The sequence below is a fragment of the Oryzihumus leptocrescens genome, from assembly GCF_006716205.1.
Lineage (GTDB): Bacteria > Actinomycetota > Actinomycetes > Actinomycetales > Dermatophilaceae > Oryzihumus > Oryzihumus leptocrescens.
This window is the reverse complement of record NZ_VFOQ01000001.1, coordinates 3,337,217-3,363,004: the sequence shown is the minus strand read 5'-3', so window position 1 is coordinate 3,363,004 and position 25,788 is coordinate 3,337,217. Positions and strand designations below refer to the sequence as shown.

The window sequence follows — 25,788 nt, the reverse complement described above, 5'->3', positions numbered from 1 at the left end:
GAAGAGTCCCTCTCGGCGCGAGAAGAAGGGACCCCCGAGCCCGCGCAGGCTACTTGTCGACGTCGCCGACGACGAAGAACATCGAGCCGAGGATGGCGACCATGTCGGCGATGAGGTTGCCCGGCAGCACCTCGCCGAGCACCGACACGTTGTTGAACGACGCCGACCGCAGCTTGAGCCGCCACGGCGTCTTGTCCCCGCGCGAGACGAGGTAGTAGCCGTTGAAGCCCAACGGGTTCTCGGTGTGCACGTAGGTCTGGCCCTCCGGCACCCGCAGCACCTTGGGCAGCCGCTGGTTGACCGGCCCCTGCGGCAGCGACCCCAGCACGTCGAGGCAGTGCTCGGCGATGTCGAGGCTGACGTGGACCTGCTCGAGCAGCACCTCCAGACGCGCGAGGCAGTCGCCCTCGGTGCGCGTGACCACCCGTCCGGGACCACCGGGCGCGAAGATCGAGGCGTAGGCCAGGTAGGGCTCATCCCGCCGGAGGTCCATGTCGACGCCGGACGCCCGCGCGATGGGGCCCGAGACGCCATACGCATCAATGGTCTCCGGCGACAGCACCCCCACTCCACGGGCGCGCGCGTGGACGATCTCGTTGCCGACGAGCATGCTCTCGAGGTCGGGCAGCCGGCGCCGCACCGCCGCGATCGCCGAGGCGACGCGCCCCAGCCACCCCGCCGGCAGGTCCTCCTTGAGGCCGCCGACCCGGTTGAACATGTAGTGCATCCGCCCGCCGGAGGCCTCCTCCATGACGGCCTGCAGCTCCTCCCGCTCGCGGAAGGAGTAGAAGATCGGCGTGATCGCGCCCAGCTCCAGCGGGTAGGACCCGAGGAACATCAGGTGGTTGAGCACGCGGTTCAGCTCGGCCAGCAGGGTGCGGGCCCAGGTGGCGCGCTCGGGCACCTCCATGCCGAGCATCGACTCCGCCGCGAGCACCACCCCGAGCTCGTTGCCGAAGGCCGAGAGCCAGTCGTGCCGGTTGGCCAGCACGATGATCTGGCGGTAGTCGCGCACCTCGAACAGCTTCTCCGCGCCGCGGTGCATGTAGCCGATGATCGGCTCGGCGCTGACGATCCGCTCGCCGTCGACGACGAGCCGCAGCCGCAGCACGCCGTGCGTGGCCGGGTGCTGCGGGCCGATGTTGAGCACCATGTCGGCGGTGGCCAGACCACCGGCGCCCATGCCGACGGTGAGCTCGCGCGGGCTCGCGGGGGTGCTCATGGCGTCAGTCTGCCAGCCCACCCGTATCGCGCGACGCGCCCTGGTGCCGGCCGGCACCAGGGCGCGTGGTCACCTCCGCGCCCCCGGCGCGCGTCGGTGTCGACAGCGAGGGCTCAGCAGCCCGGCTCGTTCTCGGCGTGGGTCATCACGCCCTCCTCGTCGAGGGTGACGACCACGATGTCCTCGGGCTCGCCGAGCGAGGACATCTGGTGCAGGTCCGAGGACTGGCTCTGAACCGGCTGGTCCGGCGCGACGCAGTGGTGGTAGACGAACGTCGCGTCCGGCGAGACCGGGATGCGGAAGAGCGTGCGGCCCAGGTTCTCGAACGGCGGGGTCGTGAACGGCTTGATCGCCAGCCCGTGCTCGGCGATGTCGGAGTCCGGCACGCCCTTGGCGGTGAACCGGTCGAGCACCGCGACCGGCACGCCGTCGCGGTCCTCGAGCCTGTCGATGGTGCCGAGGTCGAACTTGCGCCCGACGACGTCGCTGCCGTTGCCGCTGTCGGTGGTCGCGTCGTCCGAGCCCGCCGGGTCCACGGCCGAGGGGGCGGCGGCCGGCGTGACGGCGTCGGTGGGCTCCTGCGCCGCGGGCGCGCCGCCACAGGCCGACAGGCCGAGGGTCAGCAGCGCCGCGACGGCGAGGGGGAGGGTGCGGGTCGTGAGGGTGGACGGCCGGCTGGTCCGGGGGGTGGGCATGCGCGCAGGGGTCCTCTCGCGGGAGTGGGGGAGTGCCGGACATCCTTCCTGACCCCGCGCTGGTGTCCACCCGGGGGCTGATGGACCATCGGCGCATGACCGTGTCCGCCGACACCGTGCTCGACCTGACCGACCGCGCGGTCGTGGCCGACCCCTACCCGCACTTCGCCCGGCTGCGCGAGGTCGCGCCGGTCGTCCACCACGAGGGGCTGGGCCTGGCGCTGGCCACCAGCCGCGCCGCGTGCGACGCCGTGCTGCGCGACCGGCGGCTGGGCCGGATCTTCGTGCCGCGGCAGCCCGAGCAGGACTGGGACACCTTCAACTGGCTGCACTCGGACTCCATCCTCGACTCCGAGCCGCCCAAGCAGACCCGCCTGCGCCGGCTGGTGGCCTCGGCGTTCGGCCGCGGCCACGTGCAGCGGCTCGGCCCGCGGATCGAGCAGCTGGCCGGGGGCCTGCTCGACGACGCCGAGGAGGCGCTCGCCCGGGACGGGCAGGTGGACGTCCTGGCCGCGTATGCCGAGCCGCTGCCGGTGCTGGTGATCGCCGAGCTGCTGGGCTTCCCCGAGGCCGACCGACACCTGCTGCGTCCCTGGTCGCAGGCCATCGTGAAGATGTACGAGGTCGAGCGCACCCCCGGGGCCGAGCTGGCCGCGCAGCGGGCCGCGGCCGAGTTCGCCGCCTACGTGCAGGCCCTGGCCGACGACCGGGCCCGCCACCCCGGCACCGACCTGCTCAGCGACCTGGTCGCGGCCCGCGACGGCTCGGACCGGCTCTCACCCCACGAGCTCGTCGCCACCGCGGTGCTGCTGCTCAACGCCGGTCACGAGGCCAGCGTCAACGGCTTCGGCAACGGCCTGGCCTCGCTCCTGGCCGCTCCCGACGAGCTCACCGCCGTGCTGGGCCGGCTCGAGGACGACGCCGCGGTCACCGCCGTGGTCGAGGAGATGCTGCGCCATGACTCGCCGCTGCAGCTGTTCGAGCGCACCGCCACCGAGGACGTCGAGGTCTCCGGTGTCCGGATCGGCAGGGGGGACAAGGTCGCCGCGCTGCTGGGTGCCGCCAACCGCGACCCGGGGGTCTTCGCCGAGCCGGACCGGTTCCGGGCCGACCGGGACCCCAACCCGCACCTGGCCTTCGGTGCCGGGATCCACTTCTGCCTCGGCGCCCCGCTCGCCCGGCTCGAGCTGCAGGTCAGCACCCGGGCGCTGCTGCGCCGCTTCGGCCGGCTTCAGGTCGTGGACTCCGCGCGCCGGCCCACGTTCGTGCTGCGCGGCTACGAGCACCTCACCGTCGCACCCGCGTGACCGCCCACAGGAAGTCGCCGAGCCCGCCCCGTGCGGTCAGCGCGGCAGCGGCTGACGCCTCGCCGAGCGCCCGCAGGTATGCCGTGGGGTCGGCTCGCGCGAGCTCGTAGCCCGGCCGCCGGGACCCGTCAACGCCCAGGCGGCGCAACGCGCTCCGCTGGTCCACCAGCTCGTCGTGGGGCAGGGAGTCCATCGCGACGTGGGCGGTGATGTCGCACGACCCGTCGGGGACCGGCACGACGTGGTGCCCGGCGCGGAACCCGGTGAGGGTCCCTGCCGCGGGCCGGGCGCCCCTCACGTGGCCGTAGTCCACCGCCACGGCGATGCCTGACACCAGCCGTCCCAGCAGCGCCTCCCAGGCCTCGTCGCGTGCCCGGCCGACCTCCACGCGATCACCGGGAGACGCGTCGGCGGGCGGCCAGAACCGTTGGCACCAGTGAAGATCCGGGCCCTGCAGCTCCTGGCCGAGGCCCTCCGAGCCGTCGGAGGGGTCGACGAGCACCTCTCGCAGCACGCCGGCGACGTCGACCTCGGCGACCGGGCACGGCACCACGTCGAGCCACTCGTTGGCCACGACCAGCGCGTCCTCCAGGCCGCCCAGGGACGCGGGCAGGTCGGGACCTCCCGGGGCCTCCAGCCACTCCACCGGCCCCGGCAGGTCTTCCGGGCGCGGCACCACGTCCAGCCCGATGCAGCGCATGGCCGGGTCGAGCGCGTGCACGTGCGCGAGCAGCTCGCCGCGGCCGCAGCCCACGTCCACGAACGTCGTCAGGCCCTCCTCACGCATCCAGCGGACCAGGGCCCCCGCCAGGACCGGCCCCAGCCCGGGGGCTCCCTGGGTCGACGTGGCGAAGTGCCCGGCCGGCCCGGCGGGCTGCCGGTAGAGGCCGCCGGGGCCGTAGAGCGCGGCCTGCCACGCCTGCTGCCAGGGCATCGATGTCACGGGCAGCACGCTACGGCCCCCCGCGGCCGCGCTAGCGTTCCGTGCGTGAGCACCCCCGAGGAGCGTCCCGCACGCCTGGAGGTCGGCGTCGTCGGCGCCGGCCGGGTCGGTGCCGTCCTGGGGGCGGCCCTGGCGCGGGCCGGGCACAAGGTCGTGGCCGCCTCCGGCGTGAGCGACGCCTCCCGGGGGCGCGCCGCAGCGCTGCTGCCCGGCATACCGCTGCTGCCCGTGGAGGAGGTGGTGGCGCGGGCCGAGCTGCTCCTGCTCACCGTCCCCGACGACGCGCTGCCCGACCTCATCGCCGGGCTCACCGCGACCCACTCGTGGCAGGCCGGGCAGATCGTCGTGCACACGTCGGGCCGCTACGGGGTCAAGGTCTTCGAGCCCGCCGCCGGTCACCACATCATCGGGCTGGCGCTGCACCCGGCGATGACGTTCACCGGCACCGCGATGGACCTGACCCGCCTGACCGACTGCTGCTTCGGGATCACCGCGCCGGAGGTCCTGCGCCCGGTGGCCGAGGCCCTCGTCGTGGAGATGGGCGCCGAGCCGGTGTGGATCGCCGAGGAGCAGCGCGAGCGCTACCACGCCGGCCTGGCGCACGGGGCCAACCACCTGGTCACCCTCGTCGCGCAGGCGATGCAGGTGCTCGGCTCGGCCGGCGTCGAGCACCCGCACCGGGTCATCGCCCCGCTGCTCAACGCCGCGCTCGACAACGCCCTGCGCCTGGGTGACGCCGCTCTCACCGGTCCGGTGGCCCGCGGCGATGCCGGTACCGTTGCTGCGCACCTGCGACAGCTGGCCGACGAGACCCCTGACGTCCGCGCGACCTACCTCGCCCTCGCACGCGCCACGGCCGAGCGAGCCCTGGCGAGCGGGCGGCTGACGGCGTCCGCGGCCGAGCCGCTGCTCGACATCCTTGCCGTCCCGAAGGAGCTCCCGTGACCACCCAGACCGCCACGCCCGTCGTCGCGCGCACCCGCGACGAGCTGGCCGAGGCCCGCGCCGCGCTCACCGCCGGCGACGTGGCCGTGGTCATGACGATGGGGGCGCTGCACCACGGGCACGCCCAGCTGATCAAGCAGGCCCGCGCCCGCGCCGAGCACGTCATCGTGACGATCTTCCTCAACCCGCTGCAGTTCGGCCCGCGCGAGGACCTCTCGCGCTACCCGCGCACCTTCGACGACGACATGGAGATCTGCACCCGCGAGGGTGTCGACATCGTCTTCGCGCCCACGCCGGACGTCGTCTACCCCGAAGGCGACCCGGGCGTGCGCATCTCCGCCGGCCCGCTCGGTGCGGTGCTCGAGGGCCAGGCCCGGCCCGGTCACTTCGACGGCGTCCTCACCGTCGTGGGCAAGCTGCTGCACCTCACCGGCGCCAGCAGCGCCTACTTCGGCCAGAAGGACGCCCAGCAGCTGCTGCTGATCCGCCGGATGGTGCGCGACCTGGACTTCCCGGTCGACGTGGTGTCGGTGCCCACCGTGCGGGAGGAGGATGGTCTGGCCATGTCCAGCCGCAACACCTACCTCACCGCCTCGGACCGCGAGGTCGCCCTGTGCCTGTCGCAGGCGCTCAAGGCCGGCGCCGACGCGGCCGCGGAGGGCCCCTCGGCGATCCGCCGGGCGGCCCGTTCCGTGCTGGTCAAGGAGCCGCTGGCCCTCATCGACTACCTCGTGCTGGTCCACCCGACCACGCTCGAGGACGTGCCGGAGTGGTACCGCGGGGAGGCCCTGCTCGCCGTCGCCGGACGCGTCGGCACGACCCGCCTCATCGACAACATGCCGGTCCGCGTCGGCCCCGGAGGCGGGGCCCTGCAGGTGTTCTCCGAGCACGCCGGACGCCACGAAGCCCCCGTCGAGTAGCCAAGGACGACAACGTGCAGCGCTTCATGCTCTACGCCAAGATCCACCGGGCCACGGTGACCCAGGCGGACCTCAACTACGTCGGATCCGTGACCGTCGACCGGCTGCTGCTCGAGGCTGCCGGGCTGCTGCCGGGTGAGCGCGTCGACATCGTCGACGTGACCAACGGCAACCGGCTGACCACCTACGTCATCGAGGGCGAGGCCGGCTCGGGCACCATCTGCATCAACGGCGCCGCCGCCCACCTGATCCAGCCCGGCGACATCGTCATCCTCATCGCCTACGCCGGCATGGACGACGCCGAGGCGCGCAGCTTCGTGCCCAAGGTCGTCTTCGTCGACCACGACAACCGGATCGTCGACGTCAGCGGCGACCCGGGCCAGGTGCCCGAGGGCTTCGGCCTGGAGAGCTCCGGGCTCGCGCGGGGTGCCATGTGAGCGCGACCCTGCCGCGCGGCATACCGTCGCGGCTGGTTGCCCCCGAGGCCGGCTGGACCGTGTCCGCGGACGTCATCGTCGTGGGCTCCGGTATCGCGGGGCTCACCGCCGCGCTCCGGTTGCGGCAGCGGGTGGACCGGGTCCTGCTCGTCACCAAGACGGTGCTGTCCGAGGGGTCCACGCTGTGGGCGCAGGGCGGCATCGCCGCGGCCCTGGACGAGAAGGACTCCCCGGAGGAGCACCTGCGCGACACCCTCGTCGCCGGTGTGGAGGTCTGCGACGTCGAGGCCGTGCGCACCCTCGTCAATGAGGGCCCCGCCCGGGTGCGCGAGCTCGTCGCGCTCGGCGCGGAGTTCGACCGGGACGCCAACGGGGAGATCTCGCTGACCCGCGAGGGCGGCCACCACCGCGACCGGATCGCCCACGCCGGCGGCGACGCCACCGGCAGGGAGATCTCGCGGGCGCTCATCGCGGCGCTGCACGCGGTCATCGACGACCCCGGCATCCAGGTCATCGAGCACGCCCTGGTCGTGGACCTGTTGCAGGACAAGGACACCCGCGTCTGCGGCGTGACCCTGCACGTCATCGGTGAGGGCGAGGTCGACGGCGTCGGCGCCGCCCACGCCCGCGCGGTCGTGCTGGCCACCGGCGGCATCGGCCAGGTGTGGTCGGCGACGACCAACCCGTCGGTGGCCACCGGCGACGGCGTCGCGGCCGCCCTGCGCGCCGGCGCCGTGATCGCCGACCTGGAGTTCGTGCAGTTCCACCCGACCGTGCTCTGGCTGGGCGAGGGGTCCAGCGGCCAGCAGCCCCTGATCTCCGAGGCGGTGCGCGGTGAGGGGGCGTTCCTCGTCGACGAGGACGGCGTGCGGTTCATGCAGGGCGTGCACGAGATGGCCGACCTGGCCCCGCGCGACGTGGTGGCCCGCGCCATCGTCGACCGGATGGCGCTGACCGGCACCGACCACGTCTACCTCGACGCCCGGCACCTCGGGCGGGAGTTCCTCGAGGCACGGTTCCCCTCGATCGTGGCGCGCTGCCGCGAGCTCGGCTTCGACCCGGTCACCGACCTGCTGCCGGTGGCCCCGGCCCAGCACTACGCCAGCGGCGGCGTGCGCACCGACCTGCACGGCCGGACCACGCTGGCCGGGCTCTACGCCTGCGGCGAGGTGTCCTGCACCGGCGTCCACGGCGCCAACCGCCTCGCGTCCAACTCGCTGCTCGAGGGCCTGGTCTTCGCGAGCCGCATCGCCGACGACGTCGCCGGCCGGCTGGCCCGCGGCGAGCTGTCCGCCACCACGCCCGAGCCGCCGTCCGGACCGGCCGCGCTGGTGCCCGCGGCGCGCCGCACCGACATCCAGCGCGCGATGACCCTCGGCTCGGGGGCGGTGCGCTCCGGCGACGGCCTGGCCCAGACCGCCAAGACGCTGGCCGTGGTCGCCGAGGACGGCGAGCAGGCCGCTCCCGGCCCGCTCTCGTGGGAGACCTCCAACCTGCTGCACGTCGGCCAGCTGCTCACCCACGTCGCGGCGATGCGGGAGGAGACCCGGGGCGGGCACGTCCGTTCCGACTTCCCCCGGCGTGACGAGCACTGGCGCGCGCACATCCACGCGTGGCGGGAGCCGGACGGCTCCGTGGCCACCTCCATCCACCCCGTCGACCCCCAGGACCTCGCATGACCGGATTCCCCGAGAAGGCCGCCCAGAGCATCGTCGACGGGGCGCTGGAGGAGGACCTCGGGGGCTTCCCCGGCGTCGACGTCACCAGCACCGCGACGATCCCGGCCGGCCAGCGCTCCACCGCCCACGTCGTGGCCCGGGGCGACGGCGTCCTCGCCGGTGCGCCTCTGGTGTCGCTCGTCTTCCGGGCCGTCTCCGAGCGGCTGGGGCTGCCCGAGGTCGACGTCGAGCTGGTGCACGAGGACGGCGACATGCTGCGCCGCGGTGAGGTCATCGCGGTGCTCCGCGGCTCCACCCGCGCGATCCTCGTCGGCGAGCGGACCCTGCTCAACCTGCTGTCCCGGCTCTCGGGCGTGGCCACCCACACCCGGCTGTGGGCGCTCGAGCTCGAGGGCACCGGCGCGACCGTGCTCGACACCCGCAAGACGACGCCGTTGCTGCGCGCGCTGGAGAAGTACGCCGTCCGCTGCGGCGGGGGCACCAACAAGCGCATGGGCCTCTACGACGTGGCGATGATCAAGGACAACCACAAGCTGGCCGCCGGCTCGCTCACGGCCGCGATCGCTGCGGTCCACACGGCATACCCGAAGGTGCCCATCCAGGTGGAGGCCACGACGCTGGAGGAGGCGCTGGAGGCCGTGCAGGCCGGGGCGCGCTTCCTGCTGCTCGACAACATGACCCCCGAGCTGCTCCAGGCCACCGTCGAGACCGTGCGGGCCACGGGTGAGGACGTCGAGATCGAGGCGACCGGCGGGCTGACCCTCGACGTGGCGCGGACCTACGCGCTGACCGGCGTGGACTACCTCTCGGTCGGCGGGCTGACGCACTCCTCACCGATCGTCGACATCGCGCTGGACCTCGTCGAGGGCTGACGCCCAGCCGCTGGGGCCGCTCAGCCGAAGTGCGTGACGAGGCGCTCGGCGTAGTACTGCTCCCAGGGCAGGTCGGTGACCGCGTCCGTGAACTCCTGGTCGAGGCTGACCAGCTGCTGGGTCAGCTCGCTGCGCACGGGGGCCCGGCCCAGCAGCGTCGGAAGCTCCGAGAGCCGCACCAGCCAGTCGGAGTACCACGTGGCCCAGTCGTCGTCGTCGCCGTCGGTGAGCCGGTAGACCCGGTGGTGGGTCTCGGCGGCCTCGTGCAGCAGCTCGCCGACCCGGTCGATCTGGTCAGCCATGGTGACCACCTCCACGCCCGAGGATCGTCGCAGCCTGCCGCGGGCACACCCCACGGATGGACGAGGCCGGCCCTGCGTCAGCGGTGGCGCAGCCGGTAGCACTCGGTGAGCATCGGCAGCTCGACCATCCCGTCGGCGCCGGCGACGCGGCGGCCGAGGTCGTGGACCCGCTCGAGCACCGCGTCGCGGTCTGGGCGGATCGCCACGAACGACCAGGTGCCCGCATGACGGGCCAGGTCCTCCGGGCTCTGCTGCATCGTCCAGCCGAAGACCTCGTGCTCGACCGGCTCGAACGCCTCGGGGAAGGCCGGGAAGTCCTGGTCGTCGGCGATGCTCTCGTGCCGGTCGACCAGGGCGGAGAGCTCCTCCTGCCACGCGACCGACTCGTCACGGCGGTGCCACGCCATGGACAGCCACCCGCCGGGCCGCAGCACCCGGGCGCACTCCTGCGACGCTGCCTCGTGGTCGAACCAGTGCCACGCCTGGAATACCGTCACCGCGTCGGCCGACCCGTCCTCGACGGGCACGTGCTCGGCACTGCCGTCGCGCGGCTCGACGCGCGCGGCGACCTCCGGCTCCAGCCCCAGCAGTGATCCTCGCAACGCCCCGAGCATCCCCTCGGCGGGCTCGACGGCCGTGACCCGGTTGCCCATCCGGGCGAGCACCCGGCTGCCCTTGCCGGTGCCCGCACCGAGGTCGACGACGGCGAGCTCCGTTGCGGGGTCAGGGGATCCGAGCATCCAGCGCACCGTCTCCTCGGGCCACGAGGGTCGCACAGCGTCATACTCCGCAGCGATCGCACCGAAGGAGGTGCGGCGCCGGCTGAACACGTCGTCCGTGCTGTTCCCGCCCATGCGGCGGAAACTACCTCGCAAGGGGCACAGGCGCACTGAGTACCCTTGCCGGGTGAGCGAGAACCCCACCCCCGCCGTGCCCGATGTCGATGTGCCTGAGCAGATGCGCGTCCGTCAGGAGAAGCGGGCGCGGCTGATCGCCGAGGGCAGGGAGCCGTATGCCGTGGGCGTGCCCCGCACGCACACCCTCGCCGACGTGCGGGCCGGCTACCAGCACCTCGAGGCGGGCGAGGAGACCGACAACCTCGTCGGCGTCGCCGGCCGGGTCGTCTTCGTGCGCAACACCGGCAAGCTCTGCTTCGCCACGCTGCAGGAGGGGGACGGCACCCGGCTGCAGGTCATGCTCAGCCTCGCCGAGGTGGGCGAGGAGTCCCTTGCCTCGTGGAAGTCCGACGTCGACCTGGGTGACCACGTGTTCGCCCACGGCCGGGTCATCTGCAGCAAGCGCGGCGAGATCTCGGTCATGGCCGACTCCTGGACCATGGTCAGCAAGGCCCTGCGCCCGCTGCCGACCCTGCACAAGGAGCTCTCCGAGGAGTCCCGGGTCCGCCAGCGCTACGCCGACCTGCTGGTGCGCCAGGAGGCGCGCGACATGGTGCGCACCCGCGCCCGGGTGATCAGCTCGCTGCGCCACACCCTGGAGAACCACGACTTCATCGAGGTCGAGACGCCGCAGCTACAGCTCATTCACGGGGGCGCAGCGGCCCGTCCTTTCCACACGCACCTGAATGCGTTCGACATTCCGATGACGCTGCGGATCGCGCTCGAGCTCTTCCTCAAGAGGGCCGTTGTCGGCGGTGTCGACCGGGTCTTCGAAATCGGCAAGAACTTCCGCAACGAGGGCATTGACTCCACCCACAGCCCCGAGTTCACGATGCTGGAGTTCTACCAGGCTTATGGTGACCAGTTCACCGCCGCCGAGCTCACCCGTGAGCTGGTCCTGAACGCCGCCAAGGCGGCCGGGGTCGGCACCACCGTCGTGGACTACCGCGGCAACGAGGTCGACCTCGCCGGCGAGTGGCGCTGGCTGCCCATCGTCGACGCCGTCTCCGACGCCCTGGGCGAGGAGGTCTCCGCCGCGGAGGACGAGGACTCGGCCCAGCGCGTGCGCAAGCTCGCCGAGGCCCGCGACATCGAGCTGCGACCCGGCTGGGGCACCGGCGAGATCATCCTCGAGGTCTTCGAGCAGCTCGTCGAGCACACCCTGATCCAGCCCACGTTCGTGTGCGACTACCCCGAGTCGGTCCGGCCTCTGGCCCGCGGTCACCGGTCCACGCCGGGCCTGGTCGAGGCGTGGGACCTCATCATCGGCGGCATCGAGCTGGCCCCGTCCTACAGTGAGCTGGTCGACCCGGTCATCCAGCGCGAGCGCCTCACCCAGCAGTCGCTGCTCGCGGCCGGCGGTGACCCCGAGGCCATGCAGCTCGACGAGGACTTCCTGCGCGCGCTGGAGTACGGCGCCCCGCCGATGGGCGGCACCGGCATGGGCGTGGACCGCCTGGTCATGCTGCTCACCGGCAAGCCGATGCGTGAGGTCATCCTCTTCCCGACCGTGAAGCCGGAGTGATCATGCATTCCCTCTGGCTCGCCGTTGCCGCCCTGCTGCCGACCGCCGGCGTCGCATTTCTCTTCTACCTCGTCATCAAGGCGATGATCGAGGGAGACCGGCGTGAGCGCCTCGCGCATTCCCAATGGGAAGCGCAGCAGGAACATCCGGAAAAGAAACCGCATTCTGAGGATTTACCTCAGTAGCAATCTCACGTAGGGTGCGTTCGTCAATTGACGAGCCGGGAATTTCTACACTCATCCGTGATGGCAGCAATTCCTCCACCCCCTCCGGAGAAAAACATGGCACAACGCGTTGTGGTCACCCTCGAAGATGACATTGACGGCGGCGAGGCCGCCGAGACCGTGTCCTTCGCGCTGGACGGCGTCTCCTACGAGATCGACCTGTCCGAGGCCAACGCCAGCAAGCTCCGCGACGACCTCGCGTCGTGGATCGGTCACGCCCGCCGGGCCGGCGGCCGCAAGTCCACCTCGACGGCGCGCCGCGGCGGCGGCAGCCGCGGTGGTCGCGACCTGTCCGCGATCCGCGAGTGGGCGCGCAAGAACGGCCACAAGGTGAGCGACCGCGGTCGGATCTCCGCCGACATCCAGGCCGCCTACGACAAGGCCCACGCCTGAGCCGACCCGGCCCCGCACAGCGGCGCCCGACCCCCAGCCGGGGTCGGGCGCCGTCGTCGTCTCCGGGGCTGAGAGGGTCGGGGGCATGACGCAGGCCGGGACCGACGCCGACCGCGACCTCGCGCTGTCGCTGGTCTCGTCCCGGCTGGGCTGGATGGACGTCCTCCCCGCCTGGCACGGGAGCCCGCTGCCGTGGTCGTGCGTCGACGTGGTCGACGCCCAGGACCGGGGCGAGGACCCCACGGCCCCGTGGCGGCGGGCCCTGGCCGAGACGACCGCACGGCAGTACCGCCAGGACCCGCCACCGGCGATGCCGGCGGCCTTCGTGCTCCTGTGGTACCTCGACGTGCTGGCGAACCCGGTGGCCTTCGCCGCGGCGCTCGGACCCTGGGTGCTCGACCCCAGTCCCGGCAACGTGCGCTTCGACCTGCAGACCGACCAGCACTACCCCGAGGCGGCCTCCTTCGCGACCGGCGACCTGCTGCTGGTCGCCGACCCGGCGCAGCGGCAGGACCTGGCCCGGCAGCGCTACCTCGCCCACGCCGGTCGCTTCGTCGACGGCTACCGGCCGGGCGTGAAGATGAGCTCGCGCCAGCGACACGGCGCCGTCGAGGACACGTGGGAGATCGCCTCCCGCCGGGCCGCCGAGGCGTGCCTGCCGCCGCCACCGCCGGAGCCGCAGCGACGGCAGTCGTGCTGCTTCATCTTCACCCTGCCCGGCGCGAGCACCTGCGCGATGTGCCCGCGGCTCAGCCCTCCAGCTGGGCGCTGAACACGTCGCCGTCGCGGGCCACCCGCGCCAGCACCTCGTCGATGTCCAGCTGGCGCAGCGCGTCGCGGTCCTGCGCACCCCGCTCCACCTCGGCCCACGTCCGCGGCGCCGCCACCGTCGGGGTCTCCCGGCCACGCATCGACCACGGGCAGATCGTCGTCTTGGCCGCGGTGTTCTGGCTCCAGTCGAGCAGCACCTTCCCGGGCCGCAGCGACTTCGTCATCTTCCACACCACCCGGTCCGGGTGCAGCTTGGTCAGGTCCTGGGCGACCTGCCGGGCGACCTCCCGGATGGTGTCGGCGTCCTGCTCGCCCGGCAGCCGGGCATACAGCTGCATGCCCTTGCTGCCGCTGGTGACCGGGGCGCACCGCAGCCCGATCGCCTCCAGCCGCTCGCGCACGTCGAGGGCGAGCCGGGCGCACTCGTGCAGCCCGGCGGGGGAGCCGGGGTCGAGGTCGATCACCATCCGGTCCGGGGGCAGCGGTCGGCCGTCGGCGTCGAAGCGCCACTGCGGCACGTGCAGCTCCAGCGAGGCGAGGTTGACCAGGTAGGTCAGCCCGGCGGTGTCCTCCACCACCGGGTAGCGGATCGTGTCACCACCGCCGCGCGAGCCGGACGAGGACACGGTGACCGTGCGCAGCCACGAGGGCGCCCCGCCGGGCAGGTTCTTCTCGAAGAACGACGGCCCGGCCACCCCGTGCGGCCAGCGGATCCGGGTGACCGGCCGGTCGGCCAGCAGCGGCAGCAGCACCGGGGCGATCCGCGCGTAGTAGTTGAGCACCTCGCCCTTGGTGGTCTCCGTCGCCGGGTACATCACCTTGTCGAGGTTGCTCACCTGCAGCCGCCGCCCGTCGACGGTCACCGCCACGGACTCCTTCTCCGGCACCCCTCACCCCTCCGTCTCGAGCAGGTCCGTGGGCGTCAGGTCCGCCCGCAGCCCCTTGTACGCCGGCTGCCGCAGCCGTCCGCCGTGCGTCGCCCCCAGCGCGGTCACGTCCACGACGACCTCCGGGCGCACCCACCTCGTGCCGTCGGCGTCGATGCGCGGCACCTCGTCGGCGAACGGCGAGGCGTCGGAGCCCATCGATCCCAGCCGGTCGAGCAGCTGTACCGCCGCCCGCCCGGTGAGCCCGCTCCCGACACGGCCCAGGTAGCGCAGCCCGGTCGAGGTCGGCCTCCCGACGAGGACCGCGCCCAGCCGCGTGGCGTTGGTCGTCTCCGGCCGCCACCCGCCGACGACCACCGAGTCGGTTGCGCGGTGGGGGAACTTCAGCCAGTCGGAGCTGCGCCGGCCCGCGTGGTACTTCGAGGACAGCCGCTTGCTGACCACGCCCTCGAGGCCGTTCTCGCGGGTGGCCTCCTGCAGCAGCCGCCCGTCGTCGTAGACCGGTGGCACCCGCCAGTGCGCGCCCTCCAGCCCGACCCGCTCGAGGGTGGCGCGGCGTTCGGACAGGGTGCGGGAGGTGAGGTCCACGCCATACAGGCGCAGGATGTCGAAGACCATGAAGGTGACCGGCCGGACCACGGCCAGCGCCGCGGCCCGGCGCCGGTCCTGCACGTGCATCCGCTCGGCCAGCGCGGTGAACGAGGGGACCCCGCCCTCGAGCGCGACGACCTCACCGTCGAGCAGGGCGTCCTCGGTCTCCAGCGCCAGCCCGGCCAGCTCGGGGAAGGTCGCGGTGACGTCCTTGCCGGTCCGGGAGGTGAGCTGCAGCTGGCCCTCGTGCACGTCGGCGAGCACACGCATGCCGTCCCACTTGACCTCGTGGACCCACGAAGGGCCGGCCGGGATGGCCGTGCCCTGACTAGCCAGCATGGGGCGCATGGGTCCATCCTGACCGAAGGGACAGCAGACAGGTGTGAACTCGCCACCTGCGACGAGGAGGTCTGGCGTGCGAGCCATCTGGAAGGGGGCAGTGTCGTTCGGGCTGGTCAACGTGCCCGTGCGGCTCTACTCGGCCACCGAGAACCACGACGTGCAGTTCCGCCAGGTGCACCGTGAGGACGGCGGGCGGATCAAGTACCAACGCATCTGCAGCCTCGACGGCGAGCAGGTGTCCTACGACGACATCGCCAAGGGCTACGAGACCGAGGACGGCCAGATCGTCGTGCTCACCGACGAGGACATGGCCGACCTGCCGACGCGCAGCTCCAAGGAGATCGCGGTCGAGAAGTTCGTGCCGGTCGAGCAGATCGACCCGATGCTGCTCGACCGCTCCTACTACCTCGAGCCGGACAAGACGGCGACCAAGCCCTACGCCCTGCTGCGGGACGCGCTCAAGGCCTCCGACCGCATGGCCGTCGTGACCGTCTCGATCCGCACCCGCATGACGATCGCGGTGCTGCGGGTGCGCGACGACGTCATCGTCATGCAGACCATGCTCTGGCCGGACGAGGTCCGCTCCCCGGAGTTCGTCGGGCTCGGTGACGCCGAGACCGAGGCCAAGCCGGCCGAGCTGGCCATGGCCAACATGCTCGTCGAGTCCCTGGCCGGTGACTACGACCCCGACGACTACGAGGACGACTACCAGCAGGCGGTCGACGCGCTGGTCAAGGCCAAGCTCGAGGGCGGCGAGGTGCAGGAGGCGCCGGCGGCCAAGGACACCTCCGGCGAGGTCGTCGACCTGCTCGCGGCCCTGCAACGCAGCGTCGAGCGGGCCAAGGCCTCCCGGGGCGAGCCGGTCGAGGCGTCCGAGCCGGAGGAGAAGGCGGCGAGCAAGCCGGCGAAGAAGGCCCCGGCCCGCAAGGCGCCGGCCGCCAAGACCGCGGCGAAGCGGGCACCGGCGAAGAAGACAGCAGCCCGCAAGGGCGCCGAGGAGAAGCCGCGCAAGAAGGCGGCCAGCTGACCGATGCCCGAAGGACACACCCTGCACGCCCTGGCAGGGAGCATCGACCGCGCCTTTGCGGGCACCACCGTGAGCGCGTCCAGCCCGCAGGGCCGCTTCGAGGACGGCGCCGCGCTGCTCGACGGCCGGGTGCTGCGCGAGGCGACCGCGTGGGGCAAGCACCTGTTCGCCGAGTTCGACGGTGACGCCTGGCTGCACGTCCACCTCGGCCTGATCGGCAAGTTCGCCGTGCACTCCCGCGCCGGCCACGACGGTATGCCGTCCGCGCACGTCCCCGTGCAGGGTCAGGTGCGGCTGCGGCTGCTCAACGACGCGTGGGTCGGCGACCTGCGCGGCCCGAACCTGTGCGCCGTCGTCACCCCCGACGAGGTGGCCGCCGTCCACGCCCGGCTCGGCCCGGACCCGCTGCGCCCCGACCCCGATCCCGACCTGGCGTGGCGGCGGATCTCGCGCTCGACCCGGTCGATCGCCGAGCTGCTCATGGACCAGGCGGTCGTCGCGGGCGTCGGCAACGTCTACCGGTGCGAGCTGCTGTTCCGGCACCGGGTGGACCCGTTCCGCCCCGGCCGGGAGATCCGCCCGGCCACGTGGCGGGCGATGTGGGACGACCTGGTCACGCTGATGCCCCTCGGGGTCGCGGCCGGGCAGATCCTCACCCGTCAGGAGCAGGTCGACGCCGCGCTGGCGCAGCTGGCCCGCGGAGAGCGGGTCACTGCCCCGGAGCGGTCCTACAACGTCTACAAGCGCACCGGCGAGCCGTGCCGGGTCTGCGGCTCGCGGGTGCGCACGCAGGTCCTGGTCGGGCGCAACCTGTTCTGGTGCGGGCGCTGCCAGCGCCGCCGCTGACCCGTCGCAGGCGACGGCGGGACGATCGTCGCGCGGCTTTCGGCCCGGAAACGCGTCGAAACTGCCGCGACGATCGTCGCGTTCTCCCGAGGAGGCGGGAACCCGGCATACCGCTCAGTCCTGGCTGACCGTCGTGCCGCGCAGGACCGGCCCGGCCAGCAGGGTGGTGACCGCGCTGGGTGAGCTGTCGCCGAGCAGCGCCTGGACGACCTCCTGCTCGGCCCGCGTGCCGGCCATGCCGGAGTCGGCCTGCGCCAGGCCGACGGTGGGGAACCCGCTCTGGGCCGGGGTGGTCGAGGGCTGCCCGAAGCTCATCCCTGGCGGGGCGTAGCCGGGCTGGCCGCAGTGCCGCGCCAGCTCGGCGAACTGCCGGCGCCAGTCGGGGTGGCTGCGCTTGTAGTCCCCGACCGGGTCGGAGCTGTAGCCGTAGAGGTTCTGCGTGCCGTCGGGGAAGTGCTTGCTCGGCAACGGCTCGGCCTGGCTGCTGGGCGGGCAGGGGAGCAGGCTGCACCCCGGCGGCATCGGCCCCCAGGCCGGCTCCTCGCCGGGACGGTAGGCCTCGCGCGGGGTCACCACCTCCAGCGTGATGTGGAAGGTGTGCTGGGAGAACGCCTGGCTGATCCGGGGCGTCCACGTGGTCAGCGCCTGGGCCATGCACGGGTACTCGGGGGAGTAGCGGGCCAGCGTCGTCAGGGTGGGCTCCCCGACCCGGCCGACCTGGATGATCCGGTCCCCGTTCGCCTGCAGGAACCCGGTGGCCGTGTCGGCGAAACCCGCCGTGCCGGCGAGGAACCCGGCGAGGGCGTCCTTCTTCTGCACCAGCGTGGCATTGGTGGTGACCAGGGAGTGCAGCATCCGCACCAGGTCCGGGGCGGCATCGGCGTAGGTGGAGGCCACGTCGGCGAAGGCGCTGATGTCCGCCTGGATCGTGGGCATCGACGGGTTGAGCGCCCGCAGGTAGCGGTCGGCCGCGACCAGGTCGGTGCCGAGCTGGGTACCGCGGCCCTCCAGCCCGGTGGCCAGGGCGTTCAGCGTCGCGGCGAGGCGCTCGGGCCGCACCGTGCGCAGCAGCGGCAGCAGGTCGTCGAAGGCCCGCTCGAGCTCGATCGCCACGCTGCTGCGGTCCTGCCCGATGGTGTCGCCCTCGCGGATCGGGCGCCCGGCCGGGCCGGCGGGCGGGACCAGCTCGACGTAGCGCTCGCCGAACAGGGTCTTGGGCAGCAGCCGCGCGTGCACATCGGCCGGCACCTGCCCGGCCTGGTCCGGGTCGAGCGCCAGGGTCAGGACCGCGCCGTCACCGGTGCTGGTGACGCGGCGGACCTGGCCCACCAGCAGGCCGCGCAGCTTGACGTCGGAGTGGTCGCTCAGCTGGCTGCCGGCCCGGTCGGCCCGCAGGGTCACCATGACGGCGGGGGTGAACCGCTGCTGGTAGGCCGCCACCGACGCCCCGAGCAGCAGCGTGACGACGAGGATGAACGCCACTCCTGCGGCAGGCTGCCCCCACCGTGCGGCCCGTGTCCCCTGCATGCCCGCTCCCTGTCGCCGGTGTCAGCGGGTCAACGACGGCACCCGCCCGGAGGGTATGCCGGCCGGTCGCCTTGCGGCCCGGGCCGCGGCGCCCGCACGGGTGAGCAGCCAGGCGAGGATGCCCAGCTCGAGCGCCGAGACCAGCCCGAGCACGCCGTAGCCTGCGGTCCAGTACCAGCCCGGGAGGTCGGTGCGCTCCTCGCGGCGCAGCACCTGCTCGTCGTCGACGAACGCCGCCTGTGAGCCGCTGGACACCCGGATCTCGGGCTTGCCGATCTGCGGGTCGGCCGGCATGTGCACGGGGAGCGACAGCATGTCGTGCAGGCCGCGATGCAGGCGGAGGGTGCTCTTGAACCGGCCGTCCAGGCGGACCGGGAACGGCGTCCGCCAGACGCCCTCGGACACGCGCACCATGGGCGCGATGTGCGTGTGGCCGCCCTGGAAGGACGTGGCGATGAACCACGTCGCGTGGTCGGCGGCGTCCGCCGGCTGCAGGTGCACCGTGGCCACGGCCGACCGCGACGAGCCGGCCCGGGGTGCCAGGTCGACCTGGGCGCGCACGTCGGGAGTGGCGCCGCGCGGCACCGCGACGGCCAGGGGCACGAGGACCGCGGCGAGCCCGACCGCGGCGAGCAGGTGGCCGCGGCGCACCGGCGGAGCACCCTCCGTGCCCGTCCCGGCCACGTCGTCGAGGCGGGTGGCGACCCAGGCGGCGACCAGCCCCGCGCCGACGCCCATGACGACGCCCAGGCCCAGCGCCGGGGGCAGCAGCGAGCCCGGCCACGGGATGGGCATCCAGACATGCGACCAGCCGTACTCCGCGAGCACCCCGAGGACGCCGACGACCACCCCCGTGACGGTGCCGAAGCGGAACCGCCGGCTGGTGCCCACCACGAGCGCGACGCCCTCGACGAGGAGGGCCTCGACGACGTACGGCGGGAAGTGCGGCATCACCCGGTCCAGCGGGCCGGCGACGAGGGCGGTGATGGAGCCGCGGACGACGAGGTAGACCAGGAGTGAGCCGAGCGCACTGCCCGGACCGCGACGGGCGCGGGTCAGCACCAGCGGCAGCACGGTGCCGAGCACGAGCAGCAACGGCTGGTTGAGCAGCGGGAACTGCGGCACGCCGTAGTCGAACTCGGTGGCGAACAGCTCGAAGGCGATGAGCAGCGCGCCGCCGGTGACGATGTCGAGGAAGACGTAGCGCCGCCGCGGCCCGCTGACCTGCACCGCTTCGGCACGCAGCAGGAACAGCGCGAACAGCGCGATGACGGCGCCGCCGATCATGAGGATGTGGGTGGGCCCCCACAGCGTGACGTCCTCGCCGAAGATGCGGTGCCACGTGTCATCGAGCGGGAAGCCGATGAGGGAGAACGTGCCGCACACGACGACGAACACCCCGCTGAGCGGGAGCCGCCAGCCGGGACGCAGCCGCAGCGAGCCGGCCGGAACCGGCTTGGCGGCGAGCGCGCAGGTGATGACGCCGGAGGCCATGACGCCGAGCAGGCCGAAGAAGATCGGGTAGTGCGCCGGGGTGCCGAAGGGGCCCTGGTCGCGGCCGTGGTCGATGTGGAACGAGATGTCCCACCACACCCCGAAGCCGGCCGCGAGGATCGCGGCGGTCTGCACGAACGGGCTGACGGCCGCCCAGCGGGGCGTGCCGTCGAGCCCGGCGACCCGGTCGGCGAGCGCCCCGAGCAGGGTGCGGTGGCCGGTGCGTTCGCGCAGCACCAGCCACGCGAGCGCGGCGTAGACCACGGCGACCACCCCCACGACGACCGCGACCTGGGAGGCTTCGGCGACGCCGGGCGCGGGGGCCGCGGCGGTCGGCACGAGGAGGGCTGGGGTATCTGACATCGAGAATGTCACATAACAGATGTTGCAAGTAGGATGGAGCACTGTCAAGGGAAGGGTGCCGATGACCGTCAGCCAGGGGCCACGCGAGGGCGAGCTCACCATCGACCAGCTCGCCGCCCGGACCGGTATGACGGTCCGCAACGTCCGCGCGTACAGCACCCGTGGGCTCATCCCACCGCCGCGGCTGGTGGGGCGGACCGGCTACTACGGCGCCGAGCACGTGGCCCGGCTGACCCTGGTGCGCGAGATGCTCGACCAGGGCTACACGCTCACCGCCGCCGAGCGGCTGCTCGCCTCGGCGCCCTCCTCGGGCTCACAGGCGCTGGGGCTCTACCACTCACTGATGTCCCCGTGGGACAGCGAGCCCGAGGTCCTCGAGCCCGAGACGCTTGCGGCCCAGGCGCGGGTGCCCCATGACCCGGCCGTGGTCGACCGGCTCATCGAGATGGGGCTCGCCGAGCGGCTCGAGGACGGCCGCCTGCGCATCCCCAACGCCGGGCTGCTGCGCGCCGGCCTCGAGGTGATCGGGCTCGGCATCCCCGTCGAGGACGTGCTCACCCTGGTCCCGGGGCTGCGCTCGGAGGCCGGGGCGGTCGCCGACTCCTTCGTCGAGCTGTTCCGCAGCACGCTCTGGGCCGACTTCATGGCCGCCGGCATGCCCGACAAGGAGTGGCCGCGGATGCAGGAGAAGGTCGAGGCGATCATCCCGCTGGCCGGCCAGGCGCTGGTCGCGGCGTTCCAGGAGGCCATGCGCGGCGCCATCGAGCGCGCCATGGGCGAGGAGCTGGGGGCGGCAGCGGCGGGCCATGCGGCCGGGTGATCATCTGACATTCATCGTGTTACATTCCTGACGTCACATCACCCGCGACGTCAGGAGCGAGCGTGACCCCAGCCCTCGCCGTCATCAGCGCCGTCCCGCTGCATGGCATCGGCGGCCGCGGTGACCCGGCCGTCCCGGTCTGGCTCGCGGCCTACGCCGCCGGGTCCGCCGTGGCCGTCTCCTTCTTCGGCCTGGCCGCCTTCTGGTCCTCGGCCCGGTTCGAGGAGCCCGCGGGAGGCCGGGCGCTGCCGGCGGTGCTCGCACGGGTGGTCGGCTCGCGCACGCTCCGGCTGGGGCTGCGCGCGCTCACCCTGGCGGCGCTGCTGCTCTGGCTCGCCGCCGGCTGGATCGGCCCGGACGACGCCGACGGCAACCTCGCCCCGACCTGGCTCTACGCCTGGTTCTGGGTCGGGCTCGTCCCGCTGTCCGTGCTCCTCGGCCCGGTATGGCGGGCCGTCAACCCGGTGCGCACGCTGGCGTCCGCCGCCGGTCGGGTGGCCGGCGTCCGGCCGCGGCCGCTGCCGGACCGGTGGGCGCACTGGCCGGCCTTCGCCGGCCTGGGCGCCTTCGCGTGGCTGGAGCTCGTGCCGGAGTGGTCCGCCGAGCCCCGCGTCGTGGCGGCGTTCGGCACGGCGTGGGTGCTGGTCCATGGGGCCGCCGGGACCTGGTTCGGCCCGCAGTGGTTCGGGCGCGGTGAGGGGTTCGAGGTCTACTCGGGGCTGCTCGCCCGGCTGTCGCCGCTGTCGCGCGACGAGGACGGCCGGCTGCTGCTGCGCAGCCCGATGGTGCACCTGGCCGGGCTGCGACCCGACCGGAGCCTGACCGCCGTCATCTGCCTGCTGCTGGGGTCGACGGGATTCGACGGGCTCTCGCGCTCGCGGCCGTGGCGACATGCGACCGCGGGCCTCGACGGGGTCGCCCATCTCCTGGCGTACTCCCTGGGCCTGGTGGCGTGCGTGGCCCTCGTGATGCTGGTCTTCGCCGCGGCCACCGGGGCGGCGGCCCGTCACCGCACCCGCGGTGGGCTGCCCCAGGGCGGCATGGGCCGCCGGTTCGCGCACTCCCTCGTGCCGATCGTGGTCGGCTACGCAGTCGCCCACTACGCGACCTTCGCGGTGACCCAGGGCCAGCTCGGCTACCTGCTCGCCACCGACCCGTTCGGGCGCGGCTGGGACCTGCTGGGCACCGGCGGCTCGGCCGAGGTCGACCACGCCGTGATGTCCACGGCCCTGATCTCCCTGGTCCAGGTCGGCGCCATCGTCGCCGGCCACGTGGTCGGGGTCGTGGCCGCACACGACCGGGCCGTGGCGACGTTCCCCCGGCGCTCCCTCCGCCCGGCGCAGTACCCCCTGCTTGCGGCCATGGTGGCGTTCACCGCCGGCGGGATCGTGCTGGTGACGGCGCCGTGAGGCGAGCGGTCCTGACCCCGGTCCGGGTGCTCACGCTCGGGCACTACGGCGGCCTGCCGGAGGCGGCGATGGTGCTCGGGCCGCTGCTGCTGGTCGGGTCGTTCCTCGCCATCGCCCGCAAGGGCGACGCCCACGCCGATGACGACGAGGACGAGCTCGGGCCGCCCTCAGGGGATGAGGCGTGAGAGGCCGTGCCAGACGCCGCCCATGACCAGCTCGGTGACGTCCTCGGCGCTGACCGGGCGCTCCTGCCGGGCCCGCCAGATGGCCAGCCGCTCGCAGGCGCCGACCACGACCTCGGCGTAGCCCTCGAGCAGGGTGGTCGGCACGGCGTCGAGGCCGGCCCGCTGCTGCAGGGTCCGCACGATGAACGCCGTCTGCTGCCGGCGGATGCTCTCGATGCCCGCGGCCGCGGAGGCCTGCATCGCCCCCTCGTGGGTGATCAGCGCGAACGCCGAGGCGTGCTCGTCGATGAAGGAGAAGAACGCGCCCACCCCGGCCCGGAACTGCTCCTCCACCGACGACCCCTCGGGCACCGCCTCCCAGGCCGCCTCGGTGGCCTGCAGCAGCTGGCTGCGGGCGCTCGCCACGCAGGCCGCGAGCAGGCCCTCCTTGGAGCCGAAGTAGCCGTAGATCATCGGCTTGGTGACGCCCACCCGCTCGGCGACGTCCTCCATGGTCGTGGCCTGGAAGCCGCGCTCGGCGAACACCTGCTCGGCCACGGCGAGGATCTGCGCCTCCCGCTCGGCTCGGGGCATCCGGGAGCGGGTCGCGGGGGTCGCCTCGGGGGTCATGCCCGGATCCTAGCTGCTCCCTACCGCCGGTAAGTTACTCGTGGTAAGTTCGCCCGCCATGAGCACCCGGCACACCGTCCGCGCCGACGACGGCACTCCGATCGCCGCCTGGGTCGACGGCCCTGGCGAGGTCCCTGGCGGCGACGGCGCGGGGGTCACCCTCGTCCTCGCCCACGGCTGGACCCTGGACCACTCCTCGTGGGACCGCGTCGCTCACGCCCTCGGCGCCGCCGACCCGGCCCTGCGCGTGGTCCGCTACGACCAGCGCGGCCACGGCGCCTCCGGCCGCGGCACCCGCCGGCCGACCATCCGCCGGCTCGGCGACGACCTCGCCTGCGTCATCGGTGAGCTCGCCCCGTCCGGGCCACTGGTCCTGGCCGGGCACTCGATGGGCGGCATGTCGATCCTGGCGATGGCCGGCGCCCACCCCGGACTGGTCCGTGACCGCGTGGCGGGCGTGGGGCTCGTCTCGACCGCCGCCTCGCTGGTGCAGGAGGACGCCGGCCACTTCGCCTCCGCCTCCGGCGCCCCGCCGCGACTGCGGCGGGTGGCGGCGCGGGTCCTGCCCTGGCTGATGCGCCTGCTGGCCGCCGTGCCGGGTCGTGTCCGGGTCCGCGGCCAGCGCCTCGAAGGCTCCCGCGCGCTGCTGTTCGGACGTGGAGCCGACGAGTCGGACGTGACCAGCACGCACCGGGTCATCACCGCCAACCCGGCGGCGACGATCGGCCGGTTCTTCCTCGCCCTCAGTGCCCACCACGAGCTCGACGCGCTGCCGGTGCTCGCCGACGTCCCGACAGCCGTCCTCGTCGGGTCGGCCGACAAGCTCACCCCGCCGCGCTTCTCGGCCGTGATCGCGCAGGCGCTGCCGCAGGCCCATCACGAGGTGCTCGACGGCGCCGGCCACATGCTGCCGCTCGAAAGAACCCAGACCGTGACCGAGCACCTGCTCCGGCTCGCGCGGGGCAGCCGGGTCGGCGCCGGGCAGGAGGCCTGACATGGCGACCGTCCCGCACCACCGGGTCATCGTCGTCGGCACCGGCTTCTCCGGCCTGGGCATGGCGATCCGACTCTCCCAGCGCGGGGAGGACGACTACGTCGTGCTGGAGAAGGCGCAGGACGTCGGCGGCACCTGGCGCGACAACCGCTACCCCGGGTGCGCCTGCGACGTGCCGTCGCGGCTCTACAGCTTCTCCTTCGCCCAGAACCCCTCATGGTCACGGGAGTTCGCCCCGGCCGGCGAGATCTGGGACTACCTGCGCCGCTGCGCCCGCGAGCACGACGTCGAGCGCCACCTGCGCTTCGGGGCCGACCTGCGCTCCCTCGTGTACGACGAGCCCTCCGCCCGCTGGACGGCCACCGTCGCCGACGGCCGGCAGTGGACCGCCGACGCCGTGGTGCTGGGTATCGGCGCCCTGCACGAGCCCTCCCTGCCGGACATCCCGGGCCTCGCCTCGTTCGGCGGCCCGGTCCACCACTCGGCGCGCTGGCCCGAGGGTGACGACGGGCTCACCGGCAAGCGGGTCGCCGTGGTCGGCACCGGCGCGAGCTCGGTGCAGCTCGTCCCGGCCCTCGCGCCGCGCGCCGCGCAGGTGCACGTCTTCCAGCGCACCCCCGCGTGGATCCTGCCCAAGCGCGACCGCGAGCTGGGTGCCGCGCGGAAGGCGGCGTACCGCCGGATACCCGGTCTGCAGCGGGCGGTGCGGTGGGCGACGTACTGGGAGCTGGAGTCCCGGGTCCTGGCGTTCTCGCGCTACCCGGCCGCGATGAAGCTCGTCGAGCGGGTGGCCAGGCGGCACCTGGCCAAGTCCGTCCGCGACCCGCAGGTGCGGGCCGCGCTCACCCCCGACTACACCATCGGCTGCAAGCGGATCCTCATCTCCAACGACTACTGGGCGGCGTTCGACCGAGACGACGTCGAGCTGGTCACCGATGCCATCACCGGGGTCGAGCCGGGCGCCGTGGTGACGGCGGACGGCACGCGCCGCGAGGTCGACGCGATCGTGCTCGGCACCGGGTTCAGCGTCACCGGCAGCTACGACCGGCTGGAGGTGCGCGGCCTCGACGGGCGCTCGCTCGAGCAGGCCTGGTCCGGCGGGATGCGCACCCACCTCGGGGTGACCACGGCCGGCTTCCCGCAGCTGTACTTCCTGCTCGGGCCGAACACCGGGCTGGGCCACACCTCCGTGGTGATGATGATCGAGTGGGCGACCGGCTACGTGCTCCAGGCCCTCGACCACGCCCGCCGCCGGCGCGGGCCCGTCGTGGTCACCGACGCGGCGCAGGAGCGCTTCACGCGCGAGATGCGCACGCGCAGCCGGCGCACGGTCTGGGCGTCCGGCTGCCGCAGCTGGTACCTCGACCGGTTCGGCAACAACACCACGGTCTGGCCGGGCTCGACGCTGAGCTACTGGTGGCGCACCCGCCGGCTCGACCGGGCCGACTTCGCCACCGTCGCCCCGCGTCCACCGGGCACGGGTGCCCAGCCGGCCGCCGAAACGGTCGGCGCCGAACCGGTCCCCGCCGACCGTTCCTGACCTGACCACCGACCCCCTCGGCC

General features: G+C 73.4%; 27 protein-coding genes. 17 read left to right on the top strand and 10 right to left on the bottom strand.

The window, feature by feature from the left end; translation table 11 throughout:
• Positions 1-49: 49 nt before the first annotated feature.
• Positions 50-1,222, bottom strand: coding sequence for an NADH-quinone oxidoreductase subunit D (locus FB474_RS15900; RefSeq protein WP_141789528.1), 1,173 nt, complete (start codon positions 1,220-1,222; stop codon positions 50-52).
• A gap of 113 nt (positions 1,223-1,335) precedes the next feature.
• On the bottom strand, positions 1,336-1,917 hold the full coding sequence (locus FB474_RS15895; RefSeq protein WP_141789527.1) for a hypothetical protein: 582 nt from the start codon (positions 1,915-1,917) through the stop codon (positions 1,336-1,338).
• A gap of 95 nt (positions 1,918-2,012) precedes the next feature.
• Between FB474_RS15895 and FB474_RS15890 the strand changes: the two genes are divergently transcribed.
• Positions 2,013-3,224 carry a cytochrome P450 gene (locus FB474_RS15890; protein ID WP_141789526.1) on the top strand — a complete coding sequence of 404 codons (1,212 nt, stop codon included), beginning with the start codon at positions 2,013-2,015 and terminating at the stop codon, positions 3,222-3,224.
• Here the strand turns inward: FB474_RS15890 and FB474_RS15885 are convergent.
• Positions 3,205-4,158 (bottom strand): SAM-dependent methyltransferase, encoded by a 954-nt coding sequence (locus FB474_RS15885; RefSeq protein ID WP_141790045.1) that lies wholly within the window; start codon positions 4,156-4,158, stop codon positions 3,205-3,207. The two genes, FB474_RS15890 and FB474_RS15885, sit on opposite strands and share 20 nt — an antisense overlap.
• A 54-nt stretch (positions 4,159-4,212) precedes the next feature.
• Between FB474_RS15885 and FB474_RS15880 the strand changes: the two genes are divergently transcribed.
• The 5 genes from FB474_RS15880 to nadC are packed head-to-tail and all read left to right on the top strand — an operon-like array spanning position 4,213 to position 9,020.
• On the top strand, positions 4,213-5,112 hold the full coding sequence (locus FB474_RS15880; RefSeq protein ID WP_141789525.1) for a Rossmann-like and DUF2520 domain-containing protein: 900 nt from the start codon (positions 4,213-4,215) through the stop codon (positions 5,110-5,112).
• Complete coding sequence (panC, locus tag FB474_RS15875) at positions 5,109-6,032, top strand: pantoate--beta-alanine ligase (protein WP_141789524.1); 924 nt, start codon at positions 5,109-5,111, stop codon at positions 6,030-6,032. The genes FB474_RS15880 and panC overlap by 4 nt, the downstream gene beginning before the upstream one ends.
• A 14-nt stretch (positions 6,033-6,046) precedes the next feature.
• Positions 6,047-6,469, top strand: coding sequence for an aspartate 1-decarboxylase (gene panD / locus FB474_RS15870; RefSeq protein ID WP_141789523.1), 423 nt, complete (start codon positions 6,047-6,049; stop codon positions 6,467-6,469).
• Positions 6,466-8,148 (top strand): L-aspartate oxidase, encoded by a 1,683-nt coding sequence (locus FB474_RS15865; protein ID WP_141789522.1) that lies wholly within the window; start codon positions 6,466-6,468, stop codon positions 8,146-8,148. The genes panD and FB474_RS15865 overlap by 4 nt, the downstream gene beginning before the upstream one ends.
• Positions 8,145-9,020, top strand: coding sequence for a carboxylating nicotinate-nucleotide diphosphorylase (gene nadC, locus FB474_RS15860; protein ID WP_141789521.1), 876 nt, complete (start codon positions 8,145-8,147; stop codon positions 9,018-9,020). The genes FB474_RS15865 and nadC overlap by 4 nt, the downstream gene beginning before the upstream one ends.
• 20 nt (positions 9,021-9,040) lie before the next feature.
• On the opposite strand, the gene FB474_RS15855 is transcribed toward nadC, so the two are convergent.
• Both FB474_RS15855 and FB474_RS15850 read right to left on the bottom strand, forming a co-directional pair.
• On the bottom strand, positions 9,041-9,322 hold the full coding sequence (locus tag FB474_RS15855; RefSeq protein WP_141789520.1) for a hypothetical protein: 282 nt from the start codon (positions 9,320-9,322) through the stop codon (positions 9,041-9,043).
• A gap of 77 nt (positions 9,323-9,399) precedes the next feature.
• Positions 9,400-10,176 (bottom strand): class I SAM-dependent methyltransferase, encoded by a 777-nt coding sequence (locus FB474_RS15850; protein WP_141789519.1) that lies wholly within the window; start codon positions 10,174-10,176, stop codon positions 9,400-9,402.
• 103 nt (positions 10,177-10,279) lie between these two features.
• Here FB474_RS15850 and lysS point away from each other — a divergent pair, with 103 nt between their 5' ends.
• From lysS to FB474_RS15830, 4 genes are all read left to right on the top strand, one after another.
• Entirely contained in the window at positions 10,280-11,743 is a 1,464-nt protein-coding gene (lysS, locus tag FB474_RS15845) for a lysine--tRNA ligase (protein ID WP_141790044.1), read from the top strand.
• A gap of 2 nt (positions 11,744-11,745) precedes the next feature.
• Positions 11,746-11,928, top strand: coding sequence for a hypothetical protein (locus tag FB474_RS15840; RefSeq protein WP_141789518.1), 183 nt, complete (start codon positions 11,746-11,748; stop codon positions 11,926-11,928).
• A 96-nt stretch (positions 11,929-12,024) separates the two neighbouring features.
• Entirely contained in the window at positions 12,025-12,360 is a 336-nt protein-coding gene (locus tag FB474_RS15835; protein WP_141789517.1) for a histone-like nucleoid-structuring protein Lsr2, read from the top strand.
• An 85-nt stretch (positions 12,361-12,445) separates the two neighbouring features.
• Positions 12,446-13,132 carry a (2Fe-2S)-binding protein gene (locus FB474_RS15830; protein ID WP_141789516.1) on the top strand — a complete coding sequence of 229 codons (687 nt, stop codon included), beginning with the start codon at positions 12,446-12,448 and terminating at the stop codon, positions 13,130-13,132.
• Here FB474_RS15830 and ligD (FB474_RS15825) read toward each other — a convergent pair.
• Both ligD (FB474_RS15825) and ligD (FB474_RS15820) read right to left on the bottom strand, forming a co-directional pair.
• Complete coding sequence (gene ligD, locus FB474_RS15825; protein WP_141789515.1) at positions 13,110-14,018, bottom strand: non-homologous end-joining DNA ligase; 909 nt, start codon at positions 14,016-14,018, stop codon at positions 13,110-13,112. The genes FB474_RS15830 and ligD (FB474_RS15825) overlap by 23 nt on opposite strands.
• 3 nt (positions 14,019-14,021) lie before the next feature.
• The gene (gene ligD / locus FB474_RS15820; protein ID WP_141789514.1) at positions 14,022-14,957 is read right to left on the bottom strand and encodes a non-homologous end-joining DNA ligase; all 936 of its coding nucleotides are present in this window, start codon (positions 14,955-14,957) and stop codon (positions 14,022-14,024) included.
• Positions 14,958-15,024: 67 nt separating this feature from the next.
• On the opposite strand from ligD (FB474_RS15820), the gene ku reads away from it, so the two are divergent.
• Positions 15,025-15,978: a non-homologous end joining protein Ku gene (gene ku, locus FB474_RS15815; RefSeq protein ID WP_141789513.1), complete on the top strand. Its 954-nt coding sequence runs from the start codon at positions 15,025-15,027 to the stop codon at positions 15,976-15,978.
• 3 nt (positions 15,979-15,981) lie between these two features.
• Positions 15,982-16,824, top strand: coding sequence for an Fpg/Nei family DNA glycosylase (locus FB474_RS15810; RefSeq protein ID WP_141789512.1), 843 nt, complete (start codon positions 15,982-15,984; stop codon positions 16,822-16,824).
• A gap of 114 nt (positions 16,825-16,938) precedes the next feature.
• On the opposite strand, the gene FB474_RS15805 is transcribed toward FB474_RS15810, so the two are convergent.
• The gene (locus FB474_RS15805; RefSeq protein WP_246092223.1) at positions 16,939-18,351 is read right to left on the bottom strand and encodes an MCE family protein; all 1,413 of its coding nucleotides are present in this window, start codon (positions 18,349-18,351) and stop codon (positions 16,939-16,941) included.
• Between the two features lie 21 nt (positions 18,352-18,372).
• Positions 18,373-20,208, bottom strand: coding sequence for a hypothetical protein (locus FB474_RS15800; protein ID WP_141789511.1), 1,836 nt, complete (start codon positions 20,206-20,208; stop codon positions 18,373-18,375).
• Positions 20,209-20,269: 61 nt separating this feature from the next.
• Here FB474_RS15800 and FB474_RS15795 point away from each other — a divergent pair, with 61 nt between their 5' ends.
• The 3 genes from FB474_RS15795 (at position 20,270) to FB474_RS15785 (ending at position 22,622) form a co-directional block, all read left to right on the top strand.
• A complete protein-coding gene (locus FB474_RS15795; RefSeq protein ID WP_141789510.1) occupies positions 20,270-21,028 on the top strand; it encodes a MerR family transcriptional regulator in 759 nt (252 codons plus the stop codon).
• Positions 21,029-21,090: 62 nt separating this feature from the next.
• Positions 21,091-22,437 carry a hypothetical protein gene (locus tag FB474_RS15790; RefSeq protein WP_221632554.1) on the top strand — a complete coding sequence of 449 codons (1,347 nt, stop codon included), beginning with the start codon at positions 21,091-21,093 and terminating at the stop codon, positions 22,435-22,437.
• Positions 22,434-22,622 (top strand): hypothetical protein, encoded by a 189-nt coding sequence (locus FB474_RS15785; RefSeq protein ID WP_141789509.1) that lies wholly within the window; start codon positions 22,434-22,436, stop codon positions 22,620-22,622. The genes FB474_RS15790 and FB474_RS15785 overlap by 4 nt, the downstream gene beginning before the upstream one ends.
• Here FB474_RS15785 and FB474_RS15780 read toward each other — a convergent pair.
• Positions 22,605-23,231: a TetR/AcrR family transcriptional regulator gene (locus FB474_RS15780; RefSeq protein ID WP_141789508.1), complete on the bottom strand. Its 627-nt coding sequence runs from the start codon at positions 23,229-23,231 to the stop codon at positions 22,605-22,607. The two genes, FB474_RS15785 and FB474_RS15780, sit on opposite strands and share 18 nt — an antisense overlap.
• 58 nt (positions 23,232-23,289) lie before the next feature.
• Between FB474_RS15780 and FB474_RS15775 the strand changes: the two genes are divergently transcribed.
• Together FB474_RS15775 and FB474_RS15770 are read left to right on the top strand one after the other, a co-directional pair.
• Positions 23,290-24,225 (top strand): alpha/beta fold hydrolase, encoded by a 936-nt coding sequence (locus tag FB474_RS15775; RefSeq protein WP_141789507.1) that lies wholly within the window; start codon positions 23,290-23,292, stop codon positions 24,223-24,225.
• A 1-nt stretch (position 24,226) separates the two neighbouring features.
• Entirely contained in the window at positions 24,227-25,765 is a 1,539-nt protein-coding gene (locus FB474_RS15770; RefSeq protein ID WP_141789506.1) for a flavin-containing monooxygenase, read from the top strand.
• The last annotated feature ends 23 nt before the right edge of the window (positions 25,766-25,788 follow it).

Excerpts from the sequence above, each read along its gene's own strand:
- FB474_RS15900 (WP_141789528.1), bottom strand. The coding sequence starts at position 1,222 with ATGAGCACCCCCGCGAGCCCGCGCGAGCTCACCGTCGGCATGGGCGCC.
- FB474_RS15800 (WP_141789511.1), bottom strand. The coding sequence starts at position 20,208 with ATGTCAGATACCCCAGCCCTCCTCGTGCCGACCGCCGCGGCCCCCGCG.
- ligD (WP_141789514.1), bottom strand. The coding sequence starts at position 14,957 with ATGCGCCCCATGCTGGCTAGTCAGGGCACGGCCATCCCGGCCGGCCCT.
- lysS (WP_141790044.1), top strand. The coding sequence starts at position 10,280 with ATGCGCGTCCGTCAGGAGAAGCGGGCGCGGCTGATCGCCGAGGGCAGG.
- nadC (WP_141789521.1), top strand. The coding sequence starts at position 8,145 with ATGACCGGATTCCCCGAGAAGGCCGCCCAGAGCATCGTCGACGGGGCG.
- FB474_RS15770 (WP_141789506.1), top strand. The coding sequence starts at position 24,227 with ATGGCGACCGTCCCGCACCACCGGGTCATCGTCGTCGGCACCGGCTTC.
- FB474_RS15850 (WP_141789519.1), bottom strand. The coding sequence starts at position 10,176 with ATGGGCGGGAACAGCACGGACGACGTGTTCAGCCGGCGCCGCACCTCC.
- FB474_RS15835 (WP_141789517.1), top strand. The coding sequence starts at position 12,025 with ATGGCACAACGCGTTGTGGTCACCCTCGAAGATGACATTGACGGCGGC.
- FB474_RS15830 (WP_141789516.1), top strand. The coding sequence starts at position 12,446 with ATGACGCAGGCCGGGACCGACGCCGACCGCGACCTCGCGCTGTCGCTG.
- FB474_RS15840 (WP_141789518.1), top strand. The coding sequence starts at position 11,746 with ATGCATTCCCTCTGGCTCGCCGTTGCCGCCCTGCTGCCGACCGCCGGC.
- FB474_RS15885 (WP_141790045.1), bottom strand. The coding sequence starts at position 4,158 with ATGCCCTGGCAGCAGGCGTGGCAGGCCGCGCTCTACGGCCCCGGCGGC.
- FB474_RS15810 (WP_141789512.1), top strand. The coding sequence starts at position 15,982 with ATGCCCGAAGGACACACCCTGCACGCCCTGGCAGGGAGCATCGACCGC.
- FB474_RS15895 (WP_141789527.1), bottom strand. The coding sequence starts at position 1,917 with ATGCCCACCCCCCGGACCAGCCGGCCGTCCACCCTCACGACCCGCACC.
- FB474_RS15855 (WP_141789520.1), bottom strand. The coding sequence starts at position 9,322 with ATGGCTGACCAGATCGACCGGGTCGGCGAGCTGCTGCACGAGGCCGCC.
- FB474_RS15775 (WP_141789507.1), top strand. The coding sequence starts at position 23,290 with ATGAGCACCCGGCACACCGTCCGCGCCGACGACGGCACTCCGATCGCC.
- FB474_RS15795 (WP_141789510.1), top strand. The coding sequence starts at position 20,270 with ATGACCGTCAGCCAGGGGCCACGCGAGGGCGAGCTCACCATCGACCAG.
- FB474_RS15890 (WP_141789526.1), top strand. The coding sequence starts at position 2,013 with ATGACCGTGTCCGCCGACACCGTGCTCGACCTGACCGACCGCGCGGTC.
- FB474_RS15780 (WP_141789508.1), bottom strand. The coding sequence starts at position 23,231 with ATGACCCCCGAGGCGACCCCCGCGACCCGCTCCCGGATGCCCCGAGCC.
- FB474_RS15805 (WP_246092223.1), bottom strand. The coding sequence starts at position 18,351 with ATGCAGGGGACACGGGCCGCACGGTGGGGGCAGCCTGCCGCAGGAGTG.